The 17,812-nt window shown below is 70.0% G+C and carries 16 protein-coding genes and 1 tRNA gene; 13 read left to right on the forward strand and 4 right to left on the reverse strand.

Features of this window, described 5'->3' with window-relative positions; all coding sequences use genetic code 11:
- Positions 1 to 6 precede the first annotated feature (6 nt).
- Both R8F63_06305 and R8F63_06310 read left to right on the forward strand, forming a co-directional pair.
- Complete coding sequence (locus R8F63_06305; GenBank protein MDW3218208.1) at positions 7 to 1,338, forward strand: lipopolysaccharide biosynthesis protein; 1,332 nt, start codon at positions 7 to 9, stop codon at positions 1,336 to 1,338.
- On the forward strand, positions 1,335 to 2,306 hold the full coding sequence (locus tag R8F63_06310) for a sulfotransferase (protein ID MDW3218209.1): 972 nt from the start codon (positions 1,335 to 1,337) through the stop codon (positions 2,304 to 2,306). Before R8F63_06305 ends, R8F63_06310 begins: the two co-directional genes overlap by 4 nt.
- On the opposite strand, the gene R8F63_06315 is transcribed toward R8F63_06310, so the two are convergent.
- The 3 genes from R8F63_06315 to R8F63_06325 are packed head-to-tail and all read right to left on the reverse strand — an operon-like array spanning position 2,263 to position 5,610.
- Positions 2,263 to 3,678 (reverse strand): hypothetical protein, encoded by a 1,416-nt coding sequence (locus tag R8F63_06315; protein MDW3218210.1) that lies wholly within the window; start codon positions 3,676 to 3,678, stop codon positions 2,263 to 2,265. The genes R8F63_06310 and R8F63_06315 overlap by 44 nt on opposite strands.
- A complete protein-coding gene (locus tag R8F63_06320; protein ID MDW3218211.1) occupies positions 3,675 to 4,604 on the reverse strand; it encodes a GNAT family N-acetyltransferase in 930 nt (309 codons plus the stop codon). Before R8F63_06320 ends, R8F63_06315 begins: the two co-directional genes overlap by 4 nt.
- 1 nt (position 4,605) lies before the next feature.
- Complete coding sequence (locus tag R8F63_06325; protein MDW3218212.1) at positions 4,606 to 5,610, reverse strand: sulfotransferase; 1,005 nt, start codon at positions 5,608 to 5,610, stop codon at positions 4,606 to 4,608.
- 87 nt (positions 5,611 to 5,697) lie between these two features.
- Here R8F63_06325 and uvrC point away from each other — a divergent pair, with 87 nt between their 5' ends.
- The 11 genes from uvrC to R8F63_06380 all read left to right on the forward strand — a co-directional run bounded on the left by uvrC (position 5,698) and on the right by R8F63_06380 (position 16,937).
- On the forward strand, positions 5,698 to 7,614 hold the full coding sequence (uvrC, locus tag R8F63_06330; GenBank protein MDW3218213.1) for an excinuclease ABC subunit UvrC: 1,917 nt from the start codon (positions 5,698 to 5,700) through the stop codon (positions 7,612 to 7,614).
- Positions 7,615 to 7,644: 30 nt separating this feature from the next.
- Positions 7,645 to 9,165: a hypothetical protein gene (locus R8F63_06335; protein ID MDW3218214.1), complete on the forward strand. Its 1,521-nt coding sequence runs from the start codon at positions 7,645 to 7,647 to the stop codon at positions 9,163 to 9,165.
- 50 nt (positions 9,166 to 9,215) lie between these two features.
- Positions 9,216 to 9,956 carry a class I SAM-dependent methyltransferase gene (locus tag R8F63_06340; protein ID MDW3218215.1) on the forward strand — a complete coding sequence of 247 codons (741 nt, stop codon included), beginning with the start codon at positions 9,216 to 9,218 and terminating at the stop codon, positions 9,954 to 9,956.
- Between the two features lie 38 nt (positions 9,957 to 9,994).
- Positions 9,995 to 10,852, forward strand: coding sequence for an RNase adapter RapZ (rapZ, locus tag R8F63_06345; GenBank protein ID MDW3218216.1), 858 nt, complete (start codon positions 9,995 to 9,997; stop codon positions 10,850 to 10,852).
- On the forward strand, positions 10,849 to 11,718 hold the full coding sequence (yvcK, locus tag R8F63_06350; GenBank protein MDW3218217.1) for a uridine diphosphate-N-acetylglucosamine-binding protein YvcK: 870 nt from the start codon (positions 10,849 to 10,851) through the stop codon (positions 11,716 to 11,718). The genes rapZ and yvcK overlap by 4 nt, the downstream gene beginning before the upstream one ends.
- Before the next feature lie 126 nt (positions 11,719 to 11,844).
- Positions 11,845 to 12,936, forward strand: coding sequence for a type I glyceraldehyde-3-phosphate dehydrogenase (gene gap, locus R8F63_06355; GenBank protein ID MDW3218218.1), 1,092 nt, complete (start codon positions 11,845 to 11,847; stop codon positions 12,934 to 12,936).
- On the forward strand, positions 12,933 to 14,063 hold the full coding sequence (locus R8F63_06360; protein ID MDW3218219.1) for a phosphoglycerate kinase: 1,131 nt from the start codon (positions 12,933 to 12,935) through the stop codon (positions 14,061 to 14,063). The genes gap and R8F63_06360 overlap by 4 nt, the downstream gene beginning before the upstream one ends.
- Before the next feature lie 8 nt (positions 14,064 to 14,071).
- Entirely contained in the window at positions 14,072 to 14,854 is a 783-nt protein-coding gene (gene tpiA / locus R8F63_06365; protein MDW3218220.1) for a triose-phosphate isomerase, read from the forward strand.
- 242 nt (positions 14,855 to 15,096) lie between these two features.
- Positions 15,097 to 15,321 (forward strand): preprotein translocase subunit SecG, encoded by a 225-nt coding sequence (gene secG / locus R8F63_06370; protein MDW3218221.1) that lies wholly within the window; start codon positions 15,097 to 15,099, stop codon positions 15,319 to 15,321.
- A 41-nt stretch (positions 15,322 to 15,362) separates the two neighbouring features.
- Positions 15,363 to 16,784 carry an ABC transporter substrate-binding protein gene (locus tag R8F63_06375; GenBank protein MDW3218222.1) on the forward strand — a complete coding sequence of 474 codons (1,422 nt, stop codon included), beginning with the start codon at positions 15,363 to 15,365 and terminating at the stop codon, positions 16,782 to 16,784.
- 68 nt (positions 16,785 to 16,852) lie between these two features.
- A tRNA-Leu gene (locus R8F63_06380) sits at positions 16,853 to 16,937 on the forward strand.
- A 259-nt stretch (positions 16,938 to 17,196) separates the two neighbouring features.
- On the opposite strand, the gene R8F63_06385 is transcribed toward R8F63_06380, so the two are convergent.
- Complete coding sequence (locus R8F63_06385; GenBank protein MDW3218223.1) at positions 17,197 to 17,799, reverse strand: TetR/AcrR family transcriptional regulator; 603 nt, start codon at positions 17,797 to 17,799, stop codon at positions 17,197 to 17,199.
- Positions 17,800 to 17,812 lie beyond the last annotated feature (13 nt).

Raw genomic sequence — 17,812 nt, forward strand, 5'->3', positions numbered from 1 at the left:
AAGAACGTGGAAAACGTGAGGGATGCGGGCCGCCGCGGTTGGATTCGTGATGTCGGCGTCCTGATGGGGGGCAGCGCCGGTGGCCAGGTCCTCGCCGTCGCCGTCCTTCCGGTGACGAGCCGGCTCTTCGATCCGTCCGAGCTCGGCACCTTTGCGGTGTTCCTCGCGGCGGTGACGATCCTCTACGCGATGGCCGCACTGCGCTTCGACGCGGCAATCCCGGTTCCCGAGCGGGAGGACGTCGCGTCGTCGCTGACGACGATCGCCCTTCGCACCGCAGCCGCGATCGGCCTGGTCGTGGCGCTGGTCGGCGCCGTGTTCGGCCCGGTCCTCGGCGACGCGATGGGTATCGGCGGCGTGGCGTCCTGGGTCTGGCTGATCGGGCCCACGGTCTTCGTGGCCAGTGCCTTCCAGACCCTCGTCACCTGGAACACCCGCATCGGTTCGTTCGGTGTCATCTCGGTCGCCCGGCTCCTCCAGGGCGTCGGACTCGCCGGTGGCCAGATCGTGGCCGGCCTCATGGGGGCCGGCGCCGTCGGTCTGCTCTTCGTCCCGATCATCGCCTGGAGCGTCGCGAGCGCCTTTCTGCTCTTCCGCCTGATCCGAACCGGTGGCCTCCCGCCCGGGACGCCGTCGCTGGGCGAGGTCGTGTCCCGCTACCGCCGCTTCCCGCTGATCATGTCGTGGTCGGTCGTCGCGAACCGGATCTCGACGGAGATCGCGCCGGCGGCGATCGCGGCGATCCACGACCCGAAGATCGCCGGCCTCTTCCTCCTCGCCTCGCGGATCACGTATCGCCCGGTCAGCGTCATCACCCAGAGCATGAGCCAGGTCTACGTGCACCGGGCGGCCCGGGTGTGGGCCACCGAACCCGCCGCGCTGCGGCGCATCATCGCGGGGCTGTCCCGCAATCTGCTGCTCGTGGCCGCGCTGCCGGCCCTGATCGGCGTCCTGTTCGCGCCGCAGATCTTCGCCGTCGCCCTCGGCGAGTCCTGGCGTGAGGCCGGCCGCTACGCGACCTACCTCGTGCCGATGGCGATCGCCGGCCTCGTGTCGACGTCGTTCACCCCCACCTTCGCCGTCACCGAGCGTCAGGACCTCCAGCTCTACCGCGAGCTCATGCGCCTGGTCGTCGTGCTCGGTTCCTTCGGCTTTGCGCTGGTCGTGGACGCGTCACCGGGCGCGACGGTGGCGCTCTACAGCGGCGCCGCGACCGTCGGCTACCTGCTCCTGCTCGCGATGGTCTGGCGAGCGGCCGACCCGGACGAGGCGCGGACGCCGGGGCATGTGCGGGAGGCCCCCACCGCCCCGGATGCGGCACAGGGGGCGCTCGCATGAACGCGCCCTTCGTCTTCATCGTCGGGTGCGGTCGGTCCGGCACGACCATGCTGCGGTCGATGCTGGACAGCCATCCGGAGGTCGCGATCCCTCGCGAGTCCTACTTCATCGACACCATGCGGCGCCGCCGGGACGGCTACGTCGGCGCGACGGGCTTCGACGTCGAGCGATTCCTCGACGATCTGCTCCCCGATGTGCGTTTCCGCCGCTGGGAGCTCGATCCCGAGATGGTCGCGGACGCGGTGCGGGCGGCGGAACCGGCCGACCTGGGCGCCGCCTGTCGCGCCGTCTACGACGTCTTTGCCCGGGAGCAGGGGGCGACGCGGCCGTTCGACAAGACGCCGATGTACGCCCTGTGCGTGCCCGAGCTGCATCAGCTCTTCCCGGACGCCCGCTTCGTGCACCTCGTGCGCGACGGTCGCGACGTCGCCGCGAGCTACGCAGAGACGGACTTCGGTCCCCGCGGCCTCGCCGCGGCGGCGTCCTACTGGCGGCGGGTGATCCGTGCGGTCGACGCCGCGAGTGCCGTCGTCGGGCCGGAGCAGCTCCGGACATTCCGCTACGAGGACCTCGCCGCCGACCCGGCCGGGACCCTCCAGGCGATCAGCGCGTTCGTCGAGCTGGACTACGACGAGCGCATGCTCGACTTCGCCACCCACATGAAGACGCGACCCCGCCGTCAGCCGGCCGCGACGAAGCAGAAGCTCGCCGGCCCTGCGGCGGCCGGAGTGCGCAACTGGACCCAGATGGCGCCCGCGGACGTGCGTCTCGTCGAGTCCGTCGCCGGCGCCGAACTCCGGGGCGCCGGCTATGCCCTGTCCGACTACCCGGTGTCCGCGGTTCAGCGGCGCGCGGCGCGGGCTCGGGCGGTGTCGGCCGGGGCCGTCCACCGGGCCGAGCTCGGCCTCCGGCGCACCCGGATGTTCAACCGGCTGCGACCGGCGAAGGGTGTGTGGGCGGGGGCGTGACCCGTTCCGTGTCGGCCGCGAGGCCGCACGCGGCGAGTCGGCCGCGAACCGCGGTCTCGATCTCGGCCAGGGTCACCCAGTCGTGGCGGTCGGGATCGTGGAGTTCCCAGTAGAGGTCTGCGAAGCGGCGGGGGAGTTGGAAGCCCTGCAACACGGGGTCGTGCCAGAGCACGGACACGCCGCCGAGCCCGTGCTCGTCGACGGCGTCCAGCACCGCCTCGCACTCCTCGCGCCACGCCGGGCAGGTCGTGCTGCGGTCGGCGACGGCCACGTCCATGATCGGAGTGGGGATCTCGATCACCGGGCTCACGGTGTCGCGGTCGAGGTCGTAGAGCGGATGCGGGTGGGCGATGCCCGTGCGGAAGCCGATGCGGTCCGAGAAGCCGGCCGAGGCGTCGTAACGAGCGCCGGCATCCTCGAGGGCCCCGATGAGCTCGGTGGTGGACCCATAACGCAGCCAGTGCTGACGGCTGCCGCAGAGGTCGGGGACGGTCGAGCGCAGCCGGTCGTATTCCTCGGCCAAACGCCCGCGGGCCTCCAGGGAGGTGTAGCTGCCGTGCACGGCGTGTTCGTGACCGAAGGCGGCGATGCGGTTCAGCCGCCCGGTGAACGCCGGGCCGGCCGCGACGTAGCGGGCATCGCGGGGGTGCTCGTCGCGGACCAGCCAGGTGTAGGTGGCCCGGATCCCGCGGTCGTGTTCGCGGCGGGCGACCCGTTCGATCCCGCGATCGAGTCGGCCGCTCGCGGCGCGTGCGGCGCCGGCGGTGAGGAGCCGGGCCGCATGGCCCGGCGCGCGAAAGCGCGTCGTGGCCGCAGCCGCCCACACCGCGAGGCGGCGCGCCGTGTCGCGTCGCGATGTCGGGAGGAAGTCGACGTCGTGCGACGCACCGATGAGCCGGCGGCCGCCGCCGAGGGTGGACGGGGCGGAGACGATCCCGAGCGCATCGGCGAGCTGCCGTTGCAGCGCGTCGACGAGGCGAGACCCCCAGGGGACGACCGGGGAGAGGGCCGCACGAACCGCGAGAGTGTCCGCGGACGGGACGCGGCCGACGTCGTCGCCTCGCTCGGTCGCCGCCTCGTGGGCCGACGATGCCCACTCGAAGATCTCGGCGAGCAGATCGGGACCGTGCGCCGTCTGCGGGTGGTGGAGGGGGAGTCCGTCCCACATCGTCGGCTGGGGGGCGGGCACGGCGAGGGGGCGCCAGCGCGGCGTCGCCGGCAGGAGCGGCGAGCCGTAGGTCAGGACGTGGTCGGCCCCAGTCGGCGCGACGATCTCGTGCCCGTGGGCGAGCGCCCAGATCCCGGCCGCGAACCGCACGCGCGGCGCGACGGTCGCGTACTCGTCGGGGACGACGAGCGCGACGCGGCTCACCGGCCCGCCAGGTGTCGGGCGGCCTCGACGGCGCGGTAGCCGGCGCCGGCCACTCGGCCGAAGTGGAGGTACTGGAACCAGATCTGCTGGTGGGCGCCGAATCCGCGGAAGAACCGCTCGATGCCGGGAACCATGGATCCTTCGAAGTCGAAGACCCGGCTCGTCGTGGCCGCGTGCTTGATCGCCTCCCACAGCAGGAGGCTCTGGGCGCCGGAGGAGCGCAGGTCCGGGTCGGCGCCGCCGCCGAGGTAGTAGGTCCGGTCGTCGTCCCAGGCGAGGAGGACGGAGGCATGCAGCCGCCCGTCGTCGTCGAGCGCGCTGAGCGTCATGCCCTGGCCCCGCTCGGTGCTTTCGCGCACGACGCGGTGGAGCAGGGCTTCGTCGACCGGGGCGCGGCGGTCCTGGCGCTCGAACGTCGCGCTCATCATCCGATGCAGTTCACCGGCATCGCCGCGGCTCACGACGGTGAGGCGCTTCTCGGCCTTGCGGATGGCCCGGCGGGTGGACTCGCTGCAGTCCTTCCAGCGGGCCTCCTGGTCGTGCAGCTCCCGGAGCTCGTAGGTCACGCGGGGCCGGACGTCGAAGCCGGCCCAGCCGAAGGGAAGATGGTTGAGATCGTCGGGCGGTGACCCGAAGAGCAGCATGTCGTGGCGGGGGAGTGCGGCGATCAGCTCCTGCTTGAGGTCGTGATCCCGGCTCAGCAGCTTGGTGCGCTTCCCCTCGCCGGGCGCGATCTCGGGACCGAGGTAGGGCGTGAGCGGCGGGGCGCCGAGTTGGGTGAGACCGAAGCGTCGCCGCCGGGCGAAGCGCCAACGGCCGACGGGCCCCTGGTCGCCGTCGACGGTGACCTCGTCCCAGGAGTCGGGGGCGACGGCGTCGAGCCACCACGATTCGTGGAACACGGTGCGAGGCGTCAGGTCGGCCATCTCAGACCCCTGCGGACGCGCCGGCCCGCTTCGTGATGCGCCGCATCGCCGCCCGGCGATCGTCGCGGGCGGCATCGTCGGAGCGCAGCATGACTCGGACCCGTTCTCGGGCATAGGTCGTCGTGTCGACGACGCGTTCGAGGGGCCGCAGCGGACGGCGCACGCCGTCCGCGAAGGCGGGTCGGTAGCCGAGCCGGAGCAGCATGTCGCCGGCCCGGCGCTCGAATCGTTCGACATCGGCCTCGGCCGCTTCGTGGCGCCACTTCTCGCTGTTGTCGGCGTTCACGGGCTTGTCGAGGTTGCGCCACATCTCGAGCCGGGTGGCGTCCTCGCGCGCCCGGGCACTCTGCTCGGGCGCGGTCATCGCGTCCTGGAAGGGAAGGTCGATCGCCGCGCAGGCGGCCCGCAGCGTGCCCTCCGGATCCGCGGTGAGTGCCTCGTAGGCGATCGTCGTCGTGGGCACGGCGCCCGTGAGCCGCTCCATGGTGTCGAGGCACGCCTCCTGCTCGGCCCGCCACTTGTCGGCGAGACGGGGCCAGGTGTGGGCGACGCGACCGCTCTTGCGGTAGCTGAGGGCGGCGTCGCGTCCGTCACGATGGAGATGGATGACCCGAGCGCCGGGAATCTCGGCGAGCTCGTCGGCGAAGCGCCAGAGTTCGTTCTCCTTGCAGAACCAGTCGTGGGCGCCATCGGCTGCCGCTTCGGCCGCGTACGTCGCTGCGACCAGGCCGGGGATGGTGCGCCCGTGGGCCGAGGCCACGATCCGGGCCTCGTCGTGGGGTCGGGTCCACGGTCCGGTGTTCGTCCGGCACAGTTCGAGCACGTCGCGCACGACGGCCCGGGCCCGCTCGTCGTCGGTCAGGTCGCCGTAGGCCGCGGCGAGCGGGGTGAGCGTCCGCAGCAGGTGCGGCGCGGGCGGTCCGGACACGTCCGAGTGGCGGTCGAACATCACCCGCAGGAGGTTCGTGCCCGACCGTTCGGACGCGAGAAGGAGGATCGGAGCCATGATGGCGTTCCCATCGGCCTCGGCGGCAGGCGACTGAGGCTTTTGGCCCAGTCCGGGCCGATACACCCGCGCCCCTAGAGTGGCCGCATGGTGCAGCGCCCGCCGGCCGGGTCGATCCCCGACACGCCCGGCTCGTATCAGTTCAAGGACGCCGAAGGCCGCGTGATCTACGTCGGCAAGGCGAAGAGCCTGCGGTCGCGCCTGTCCAACTACTTCCAGAACCCGCGGAACCTCCCCACCCGCACCCGGCAGATGGTGGAGACCGCCGAGTCGGTCGAGTGGATCCAGGTGGCCAACGAGGTCGAGGCGCTGATGCTCGAGTTCTCCTTGATCCAGCGCCACAAGCCGCGTTTCAACGTGCGCTACACCGACGACAAGTCCTACCCGTTCCTGTGCCTGACGACGGTCGACGAGTGGCCGCGGGCGATGGTGATGCGGGGCAAGCGCAAGAAGGGGAACCGCTACTTCGGGCCCTACGGGCAGGCGTACGCGATCCGCGACACGCTCGATCTGCTGCTGCGGACCTTCCCGATCCGCACGTGCACGGACAACAAGTTCCGGCACCACGAGAAGCTCGGCAAGCCGTGCCTGCTGTTCCACATCGAGAAGTGCGCCGGGCCCTGCGTGGGGGAGATCGAGAAGCCGGCCTACGACGAGATGGTCGAGGAGCTGATCTCGTTCCTCGAGGGTGACACCGACGAGATCGTCGCCAAGCTCGAAGCGCAGATGCAGACGGCCTCGGAGGATCTCGAGTTCGAACTCGCGGCGCATCTGCGGGATCGGCTCACGGCGGTGCGCAAGGCGATCGAGAAGCAGCAGATGGTCTTCGCCCGCAACGAGGACGTCGACGTGATCGGGCTCCACGGCGACGAGCTGGAGACGGCCGTCCAGGTGTTCTACGTGCGCAAGGGCCGGGTGATGGGACGGCGCGGCTTCGTGGTCGACAAGGCCGAGGAGCTCGACGGGCCGGAGCTGGTGAGCCGGGTGCTCGAGCGCCTCTACTTCGAGGACAATCCGGTCGGGTCGCCGAAGGAGGTGCTCGTCCCGGAGCTTCCGAGCGATCCGGCGTTGTACGAGGAGTGGCTGACCGAGGCGCGCGAGTCGAAGGTGCAGATCCGGGTGCCCCAGCGGGGCGACAAGCGCAAGCTCCAGGAGACGGTCACCCAGAACGCCCAGGAGTCCTTCAATCGGCACCGCCTCAAGCGGACCAACGACCACAACAGCCGGGCGCGGGCGCTCAACGAACTCCAGGAGCACCTGGATCTGCCGCTCGCGCCCCTGCGGATCGAGTGCTACGACATGAGCCACATCCAGGGGTCGGACTATGTCGGCTCGATGGTGGTGATGGAGGACGGCCTGCCGAAGAAGTCCGACTACCGCCGCTTCAAGATCCAGACGGTGCCGGGCAACGACGACTTCGCGGCCATGGAGGAGGTGCTCACCCGCCGGTTCACCGCCTACCTGCGGGAGCGCAAGGTGCCGGTGGAGGAGCGCGAGGGTCGGTTCTCGTATCCGCCGCAGCTGCTCGTCGTGGACGGCGGCAAGGGGCAGCTGAGCGTCGCCACCCGCGTGCTGGACGAGCTCGGGCTGCGCGACGAGATCCCCGTCGTCTCGCTCGCGAAGCAGTTCGAGGAGGTGTTCGTGCCCGGGCGCAGCGAGTCGATCCGCCTTCCCCGACAGTCCGAGGCGCTCTACCTCCTCCAGCGCATCCGCGACGAGAGCCACCGCTTCGCCATCACGTTCCACCGCCAGCTGCGGGACAAACGGATGACGAAATCCGCACTCGACGGCATCGAAGGGCTGGGCCCGGCCCGCAAGAAGCGGCTCGCCAAGGAGCTGGGCGGCGTCAACGCGGTCAAGCGTGCCGAACTCGAGGACCTCAAGAAGCTGTCCTGGTTGCCCGACGAGGTAGCAGAGAACGTTTTTCGCGCACTGCACCGGGTGGGTTCATCCGGGACGGACACGCGACGTCGGCTCCCACCGCCCGTGGAGGGTGCCGAGTAGGTTGAGATCTCGCGGGTCGAGGAGTCTGGCATGAGCGACACACCGAACACCGGCGACACGAACGAGGCCAACGAGGGCGTTCTGCGCCCGTTCGAGGCACCGGCGTCGGAGCCACTTCCGCCGGTCGAGCCGTCACGCGTCGTTCCCGAAGCGCCCACCATCACCGAAGAGCTCGAGCCGATCGACGCACTCGCCGACGAGCCGTTCAGTGTGGACGCGAGTGACGTGGACGACGTCTGGTCGCCGAGCGCGATCGACGCACCGGTGGTGCCTGCGCCACCCCAGAACGAGATCAACGCGGACGACCTCAGCGACCCGTTGATCGCCCCCGAGATCGACGAACCGGCCGACGACGGCGCGGCGCCCGCCACCGTCGAGGCCCACCCCGTGGCCACAGGCGGTTCGAACACCGTCACGTTGCCCCGCAAAGTCTTCCTGGCCGGGCTCGGCGCGGCCGGCCTCGTCATCCTCCTTCTCCTCGTGCTCTGGCAGTCCGCCGGCGGTGACGACGCCCCGCTGGCGGTGACCGCTGACGACGGCGGCGGCGACGGAACGGTCGATCCCGACCCCGTCGACGGCACGGAGACGCCGGTCGACGGCGCGGCCGCCGGACTCGAGGCGGAGCTCGCCGACGCCAACGCGACGGTCGCCAGTCTCGAGGCGGTCGTGGAAGATCTCGAGACGCGTCCGCCGCCGGCCCTGCCCGGCGACGCCATGCGGCGGATCGTGGTCGGTGCCGATGCGAACTTCATCAGCGCCCGCAACGACAGCATCGCCGTGGTCGGTGGCTTCGGCGGCCTGTCGCTGATCGACCCGGACCGCAACCAGGTCACCGCCAACGGCAACATCGCCGATTCGGCGAACCGGGTGATGCGCACCCAGTCCTCGGTGTGGATCACGAACTACCAGGACAACCAGATCATCCAGGTCGACCCGGGCACGAACACCGTGCAGGCGACCTTCCCGTTCCCCGGCCCCGACGGCATCGCCAAGGTCGGCGACTTCATCGTGGTCGCCTCGTTCGACGAGGGCTTCGTGGCGAAGATCGACCCGGTCACCGGCGAGATCGTCACGCAGGTCGACGTCGGTGGCAGCCCCACCGCGGTCTACAACGGCCCGCACGGGCTGTGGGTCACCATCTTCGACACCGGCGAGCTGGTTCGCCTGACCCGCAGCAGCCTCGACACCAACGAGCGCATCGTGGTCGGGGCCGGCCCGGTGGGTATCGGCGGCGACGCCACGCATCTGTGGGTCACCAACAACGACGAGGGCACCGTGGCCAAGGTCGACCCCGAGACCGCTGAGGTCGTCATGACCGTCGCGGTCGGCGAGGGACCCGCCGAGGTCGTCTCCGTCCAGGGCTCGGCCTGGGTGACGGTGAGCGACGACGGCACGCTCGTGCAGATCGACGCGGCCAGCGGGCGGATCCAGTCCGTGACGCCGCTCGGCGGCGCCATCGCCGGCGGCGGCCCGACCGGCATCGACTTCGCCGCCGGCGCGCTCTGGATCGCCATGCAAGGCGAACAGTCCGTCGTCCGCATCGACCTCTGACCTGACGCCTTCCGTCACGGATCGGTGAGACATCCGGGCATGCTGGGCGGGTGACGGAGCCGCGCTGGGACGAGCACGCCGACTGGTGGCAACGGGAGTTCACCGACGGCGTGGACCCCGAATACGTCGAGCAGATCATCCCGCTCGCTCGCGAGCACCTGCACGCCCGGGCCCGGGTCCTCGACATCGGCACCGGGGAAGGCCAGATCGCCCGCGCCCTGGCCGCCGACGGGGCCGAGGTGGTCGGACTGGACCCCACGCCTTCACAGATCGACGTCGCGGTCGGCCGTGGCGGTGGGCCGGTCTACGGGCTGGCCGGGTCGGACGCGCTCCCGATCGCAGACGCTTCCATGGACGCCGTCGTCGTCTGCCTCGTCTTCGAGCACGTCGACGCGATCGACGAATCCCTGGCCGAGGTCGCCCGGGTGCTGCGGCCCGGCGGTCGCTTCGTCCTCTTCCTGAACCATCCGCTCCTCCAGACCCCCGACAGCGGGATGATCATCGATCACATGATCGATCCGCCCGAGACGTATTGGCGGATCGGGCCGTACCTGCGTGAGGCCGTGACGGTCGAGGAGGTGCAGAAGGGCGTGTTCGTGCGCTTCGTGCACCGACCGCTGAGCCGCTATGTGAACGGCATGATCGACGCCGGGATCGACATCGTGCGGCTGCTCGAACCGGCGCCGCCACCGGGCTTTCTCGCCAAGGCGCCGGAGTACGAGGAGGACGTGGTCGTCACGACCCCTCGATTGCTGTGCGTGGTGGGTGACCGCCGTTCCTCAGACGGCTGACCGAGCGGCCGACTGGCGAGAAGTACGATCGGAGACGCGTGAGTGAACTGGTGGTGATCGCAGGGATGTCGGGAGCGGGGCGAACCGTCGCGGCCGACAATCTCGAGGACCTCGGCTGGTTCGTCATGGACAATCTCCCGCCGGCGCTGATCCCCAAGGTCGCGGAGCTGGCCGACGGCTCGTCCAGCGCGGGGGACCGGATGGCTCTGGTGGTCGGCTCCGGCCGGTACCACGAGGAGATGGCGCCGCTCGTCGCCGTGCTGCGCTCCAAGTTCAGCCGCGTGCAGCTCGTGTTCCTCGACTGTTCCACCGAGGTGTTGGTGCGTCGCTACGAGTCGAGCCGACGGGTGCATCCCTTCGGCGCCCACGAGAGCGGCACCCTGGTCGAGATGATCGAAGCCGAGCGGATCGCGCTCGAACCCCTCCGGGCCGGGGCCGACCTCGTGCTGGACACGACCGACCTCAACGTCCACCAGCTGCGTGACCGGATGGTCGACGCGTTCAGCGACGGCGGGACGGGGCACGCGATGCAGACCACCGTCACGTCGTTCGGCTACAAGCACGGCCTGCCCCTCGATGTCGACATGGTGTTCGACTGCCGCTTCCTGCCGAACCCGCACTGGGTCGAGGAGCTGCGCCCGCTCACCGGCATGGACGAGCCGGTGGCGGCCTACGTGCTCGAGCAGCCGGTGACGGGCGCGTTCCTGGCCCGGCTCGAACGCCTCCTGGCCCTCGTGATGCCGTTCTACGTGCAGGAGGGCAAGTCCTACCTGACTATCGCCTTCGGGTGCACCGGCGGCCGTCACCGTTCGGTCGCGATCGCCGAGCGGATGGCGAAGGTCCTCGAGGGTCTGGGCCACGCCCCGGCGGTCGTGCATCGGGATGTGGGCAAATGAGTGCGCCCCGGATCGTCGCGATCGGTGGCGGGCACGGTCTCGCGATGTCGCTCGAAGCCATGCGGGACCTCGCCGGCGAGCTCACCGCCGTGGTGTCCGTGGCCGACGACGGCGGGTCCAGCGGCCGGCTCCGTCGCGAACTCGGCATCATGGCGCCCGGCGACATGCGCCGGTGTCTCGCCGCGCTGACACCGCCCGGCCTCGTCCGAGACGCACTGGACCATCGGTTCGACGAGGGTGCGCTCACCGGGCACCCCGCCGGCAACCTGCTCCTCGCCGCACTGCTGGAGAACTGTGACGATCCCGTCGTGGCGATGGACGCCGCGGTGGAGATGGTCGGCGCCCGGGGCCGGATCCTGCCGGCGTCGCGCTCGCGAGTGGATCTGCTCGCCGACACCGGGCGAGGTGTCGTGCGGGGCCAGGTGGCCGTGTCGCGCAGCCGGGACATCCAACGGCTCCACGTGTCGCCGGCGGACCCGCCGGTCCCCCTCGAGGTCCAAGCCGCGATCGGTGCCGCCGACGTCATCCTCCTCGGCCCTGGATCGCTCTACACGTCGGTGCTCGCCGCCGCGCTCCCCGGCGTCCGCCACGCCATCGACGCCTCGGACGCACTGGTCATCTATGTCGCCAACCTCGGCCCCGAGCCCGGGGAGACGGACGGCTACACGCTGGCGGACCACATCGAGGCGGTGCGGGCCCATGGCGTGCAGCCGGACGTCGTGCTGGCGGACGCCGGCCTGGACGTGGATCCGGCGCACCGCGACCTCGTCGTCCAGCGGGGGCTGCGCCTTCCCGACACGCTGGCCCACGAGCCGTCATTGCTGGCCGCGGGTGTCTCCGAGTTGGTAACCGGCGTCCGTTCCTGATCGTCTGGTGTCGGCTTCGTTCCCGGACCCGTGATTCGTCGCGGCCGATCGTCGCTTTCTGCAGCCCGATGTGATTCCATCTGGCATGGCCGACAGGCCGAGTACTCAACCCTGGGAGATCCCAACATGACCGTACGCGTCGGTATCAACGGCTTCGGCCGGATCGGCCGCAACTTCTTCCGCGCTGCCAAGGCGTCGGGCGCCGACATCGACTTCGTCGCCGTCAACGATCTCGGCTCACGGGAGACGATGGCCCATCTGCTGGCCAACGACTCCGTGCACGGCAGCTTCGGCGGCAAGATCAAGGCGACCCGCCAGGGCATCAACGTGGACGGCGACGTCCTCCAGGTGCTCTCCGAGCGGAACCCGGAGGACCTTCCGTGGGGGGACCTCGGCGTCGACGTGGTCATCGAGTCCACCGGCTTCTTCACGAAGAAGGAAGCCGCCTCGGGCCATCGCAAGGCCGGCGCGCCGAAGGTGATCATCTCCGCCCCGTCGGGCGACTGTGACGCGACGTTCGTGGTGGGTGTGAACGAGCACATCTACAACCCGGCCCGTCACCACATCATCTCCAACGCCTCGTGCACCACCAACTGCTTCGTGCCGATGATCAAGGTCCTCGACGACGCGTTCGGCGTGAAGCAGGGCCTGATGACCACGGTCCACGCCTACACGGGCGACCAGGCCCTCGTCGACGGTCCCCACAGCGATCTCCGCCGGGCTCGCGCCGCGGCCGTCAACATCGTGCCCACGTCCACCGGTGCCGCTCGTGCGACCGGGCTCGTGATGAAGAAGATGCAGGGCAAGCTGGACGGCACCTCGATGCGCGTCCCGATCCCGGACGGTTCGATCACGGACTTCACCGGCATCCTCAAGAAGGACGTCACCGTCGAGCAGATCAACGCCGCGTTCAAGAAGGCCGCGTCGTCCGGCCCGCTGCGCAACGTCCTCGTCTACTCGGAGGACCCGCTGGTTTCGTCCGACATCGTCGGCTCGCCGGCGAGCTGCACGTTCGACTCCGGTCTGACCATGGCCCAGGGGAGCCTCGTCAAGATCTTCGGCTGGTACGACAACGAGATGGGCTACTCGAACCGCCTCGTCGACCTCGCCGTGCTCGTCGGCAAGAAGAAGGCCCCCGCGAAGAAGCGGGCCCCGAAGAAGGCCGCCCCGGCCAAGAAGCCGGCCGCCAAGAAGAAGGCTGCGGCGAAGAAGAAGTGAGCTCCGTCCCCCGGCTCGAGGACCTGGGTGATCTGAACGGGAAGTCTGTCCTGCTTCGGGCCGACTTCAACGTGCCGATCGCCGACGGTGTGATCACCGATGACCTGCGCATTCGCGCCGCGCTGCCGACCATCCGGTGGCTGCTCGACCAGGGGGCGTCGGTCACCGCGTGCACTCATCTCGGGCGTCCGAAGGGCGTTCCGGACCCGGCCTTCTCGGTCGAACCGGTACGGGCCCGTCTGGCCGAGCTCGTGCCGGAGGTCGAGCTGCTCGACAACCTCCGGTTCGACCCGGGGGAGACCGCCAACGACGAGGCGTTCGTCGCCCGGCTCATCGGAGGCCACGACGCCTACGTGAACGACGCCTTCGGCGCGTCGCACCGGGCCCATGCGTCCATCGTCGGCCCGCCGAAGCATCTGCCGTCGGCCGCCGGCCGGCTGCTGCAGCGCGAGGTGGAGGTGCTCGGTGGACTGCGGGAGGGGCCCCGCAAGCCGTTCGTGGCGGTCATGGGCGGCTCGAAGGTGAGCGACAAGCTCGCCGTGATCGAGGCGCTGCTGGAGTCGGTCGACTCGCTGATCGTCGGCGGCGGCATGTGCTTCACGTTCCTCAAGGCACAGGGCCACTCCATCGGGGCGTCGCTGTGTGAGGACGACATGGTCGACACCTGTGCCCGGCTGCTCGAAGGACCCAAGACGATCCATCTGCCCTACGACATCACGGCGATGGGACCGGGCGGCAAGCTGTTCGAGCCCGAGGCCGGCGGCGAGGTGCGCCAGATGGGGGCGAACCTGCCCGACGGCTGGATGGGCGTCGACATCGGCCCCGGCTCCGCGGCCCAGTTCGGCGACGTCATCCACGAGGCCGGCACCGTGCTGTGGAACGGACCGATGGGCGTTTTCGAGGATCCCCGCTTCGGCGGTGGCACCGGCGCGGTCGCCCACGCGATGGCGCAGACCCGAGCGTTCACCGTGGTGGGTGGCGGCGACAGTGCCGCGGCGGCCAAGGTGTTCGGAGTCGAGAAGGACATGGACCACGTCTCCACCGGTGGGGGAGCCTCGCTCGAGTTGATCGAGAAGGGTGACCTGCCGGGGCTGGAGGCCCTACGAGGAGCTCCGAACAATGGCTGAGACGAACAATGGCTGATCGCAAGCCGCTCATCAGCGGCAACTGGAAGATGCACCACAACCACTTCGAGGCGATCCAGACCGTCCAGAAGCTGGCCTACGCGTTGTCGTCCGAGGACTACGAGCACGTCGACGTGTCGGTGCATCCGCCGTTCACCGATCTGCGCTCCGTGCAGACGGTGCTCCAGTCCGACGACGTCCCCATCGCGCTCGGGGCTCAGAACGTGCACCAGGAGGAGAAGGGTGCCTTCACCGGCGAGGTGTCGCCGGGGATGCTCCAGAAGCTCGACGTCACCTACGTGATCGTCGGCCACTCCGAGCGGCGGGAGCTGTTCGGCGAGACCGACGAGATCGTCAACGCGAAGGCGATCGCCGTCCTGAAGGAAGGCATGACGCCGATCGTGTGCTGCGGCGAGACGCTCGACGAACGCCAGGCCGGTCAGGCCGAGTCCAGGGTCGCGTCACAGATCGCCGGCTCGCTCGCGAACCTGACCGCGGAGGTCGTCGGGGAGCTCGTGATCGCGTACGAGCCGATCTGGGCGATCGGCACCGGGGAGACGGCATCGTCCGATGACGCCCAGCAGATGTGCGCCCACATCCGTTCGCTCGTGAAGGACCAGTGGGGCGCCGACGCGGCGTCGACGGTGCGGATCCAGTACGGCGGCTCCGTCAAGCCCGGCAATGCGCCCGAGCTGATGGCCCAGCCCGATATCGACGGCGCGCTCGTCGGCGGCGCCTCCCTCGACCCCGACGACTTCTCCCGCATCGTCAACTTCCGCCTCTACCAGACCTGACCCGCGAGGAGCCCTCCCCCGAGAGCAAGCCCGCCCCCGAGAGCAATCTCTGGTCAGGAAAGGGTCGTGCGCTGGGGGTGACGGCGCCCCACCCGCGCAATCTCTGGTCAGGAAAGGGTCGTTCGACGTGGGGTGGACGCGAACCTTTCCTGACCAGAGATTGCTCGTAGTGGGGGTTTTCGGGGGGTTTTCCGACCCTTTCGTGACCAGAAAAGCCGGTGGGGGGCGCTAGCCTTCGCGGCGTGATTTGGATCGTCGGCTCTCTGCACGTCATCTCGGCCCTGACGTTGGTCTTCCTCGTGCTGCTCCACAGCGGCAAGGGCGGCGGCCTCTCCGACATGTTCGGCGGCGGCGCCGGCGCGGCGGCTGCGGGCTCGACGGTCGTCGAGCGCAACCTGGACCGCATCACGGTGATCGCGGCGTTGGTCTTCGGCTTCGCCTCGGTCTCGTACGCCCTGATCTTCTGACCCAAGGCTGAATCGGCCGTCGGGCCGGCCGATGGAGGCAGATGCGCCGTGCCTGGCTCTCCCTCCTCGCGATCCTGCTGTTCGCCGCTGCATGCGCAGGGGAGCGGCCGTCCTTCGAAGACGGCGCCGCCCGGGAGGTACCCAGCGACGCCGACGGTGAGGTAGCTGCCGCCGATCCGATCCGCGTCCGTCTCGCCGTGCCCGACGGCTGGTCGCTGGATCCTGCGGAGGCGAGTCCCGCCTCGGTGACGAACCGTGTCCTTGCGGACCTGCTCTACGAGGGTCTGCCGATCCTCGCCGACAACTGGTTCGTGAGCGACGACCGGACGGTGTGGACGTTCGTGCTGCCCGCGGGCCTCGTCGACGGCGAGGGCGTCGTGGTCACCGCCCGCGACGTCAAGCACTCCCTCGAACGCGTCGCCGCCCGTGGGCCGGCCGACCAGTCGGCGCTGTCGCTCATGGCGATCACCGGGTGGCACGAACGCATGACGGGCGCCGCCGGCGGCGTCGCCGGCATCTCGGCACCGGATGCGTCGACCCTGGTCATCCGGCTGGACGCGCCCTTCGAGCCGCTCATCGACGTGCTCGCGTCGCCCGCGTTCGGGGTGACCGGGACGGGCGACAACGGTCTGCTGCGCACCACCGGCGCCTACCGCCGTACCGACGATCCGGCGCTCCTGGTGGCTCGGGATGACGGCGCCGCCGTCGCCGAGATCGAACTCGTGACCCATCCGGACGGGCCCGGCGGTGCGCTCGGCGCCGGCGACGCCGACTGGGCAGTGCTGGCCGACGGGACGTCCAGCGTCGGGCTCGACGCCGACATCGTCCGTCAGCCGCTCTGGCTCCAACTGGCGCTCGTGGCACGCCACGCCGACCGTGCGGAGCGGCTCGGGGTCCTCGGCGCACTCGAACCCCTCCTTCTCGCCGGTGAGGTCCCGGGCCTCACCGCCCGGCTCGCACCGGCTGCCTCCGAGTCCGGCACGGAGTCGACCTCGGTGGCGATCGATGTGCCGAGGGGCGAGCTGCAAGCCCTGGCCCGCTTGGCTGCGGACCAGTTCGAGGCCGCAGGGGCGACGGTCGAGATCGTGGCGTCGGATCCGACGGTGTTCGCCGCCCGCGTGTCGACGGGCGAGGCGACGCTGTTCCCCATCGTGCTCGCCAGCGGAGCCGACGGCTCACTCGGTGTCCTCCAGTTGGCGACACCGGGGGGAGCGGACGATGCGTTCGGACCGGAGTCTGAGGCTCGGGCCGCGCTCGCGGCGGCCATCGCGGCCGAGTCCGACCCGGCGCAGCGAGCCCTGTTCATCGAAGCACTCGAGCAGGCCCTGATCGAGGACGGACTACTGCTCCCGATCGGCCGCTACGAGGTGCGGGTGGCGATCGGACGACGATTGGACGGACTCCGGCACCGCGCCGACGGGACGCTCGACCTCAGCCGGGTCGCGCTGACAGCGGAAGGCTGATACCGGGGTGTGGCGGCTGGGCCACGCCGCTACGATTGCGCTTCGCATCCACCTCGGTGGGTGGCCACGTCGGAGTGGCGGAATTGGCAGACGCGCTAGCTTGAGGGGCTAGTGCCCGATAAGGGCGTGGGGGTTCAAGTCCCCCCTCCGACACGTTTGGCATAAGCCCTGGTCAGAGCGTTTTCAACGCTGTGACTGGGGCATTGTTGTGTCGGAGCAGATGCAGTTGCAGGCCTGTGACCTGCGGTTTTGTGGGGTGTCGGAGGGGTGGACCGTCAGGATTCCGCCCATTGCTCGACCACCATGAAATCCCTGGTCAGGGAGGGTTCTCGGCGGTAGGGGTGTCGTTTGCAAATGGATTTGCAAATGACAGGGTCCGAGATCCTCGTCGATCCAGCCGGTCCTGCTCGGCTCACGCGGGGGTCGTCGGACAACCCGCGATCGCTGCGAGGGTTTCGCGGAACCGGCTTTCGGTGGTCGGGTCGGCCGTTAGGTGCTGTGCGGTGGTGTGGAGGAGGTAGCCGTCGACGATGACGTCGAGGCGTTGCGCCAGCTCGATCGGATCGGACACGGAGGGGAGCTCCTCGGCGTTGATTGCTTGGGTGAGGAGTGCGGCGATGCCATGGATCGACTCGGACACGATGCGCCGCTGGATCGGTCCGACGATGGGATCTCGGGCGGCGGCTGCGGCGAGTGCAACCCACGCGATCGCTTCTTGTCGGCTGTCTTCGTCGTGTGGCAGCAGCGTCAAGAGTCGTTCGGTCAGTGTGTCGAACAGGGTCGTCGAGCGCGGAACGCCCATCGCTCGGGCTTGTTGACGTCGTGCTGTGCGTTCGAGTGTGGCGACGACGAGGTCGGCGCGGGTCGGATAGTGGTGTTGCACGGTTCCGATCGCGACGCCGGCCTCGGAGGCGACGCGGCGGATGCTGAGCGCATCGAGGCCGTCGCGGGCGATGACCGTGATCGCAGCGTCTGCGATGCGCCGTCTGGCGTTGTCTTGGGCGTCGTCGGCCATACGATCGTATGGT

This window comes from Acidimicrobiales bacterium, assembly GCA_033344915.1.
Lineage (GTDB): Bacteria > Actinomycetota > Acidimicrobiia > Acidimicrobiales > Aldehydirespiratoraceae > JAJRXC01.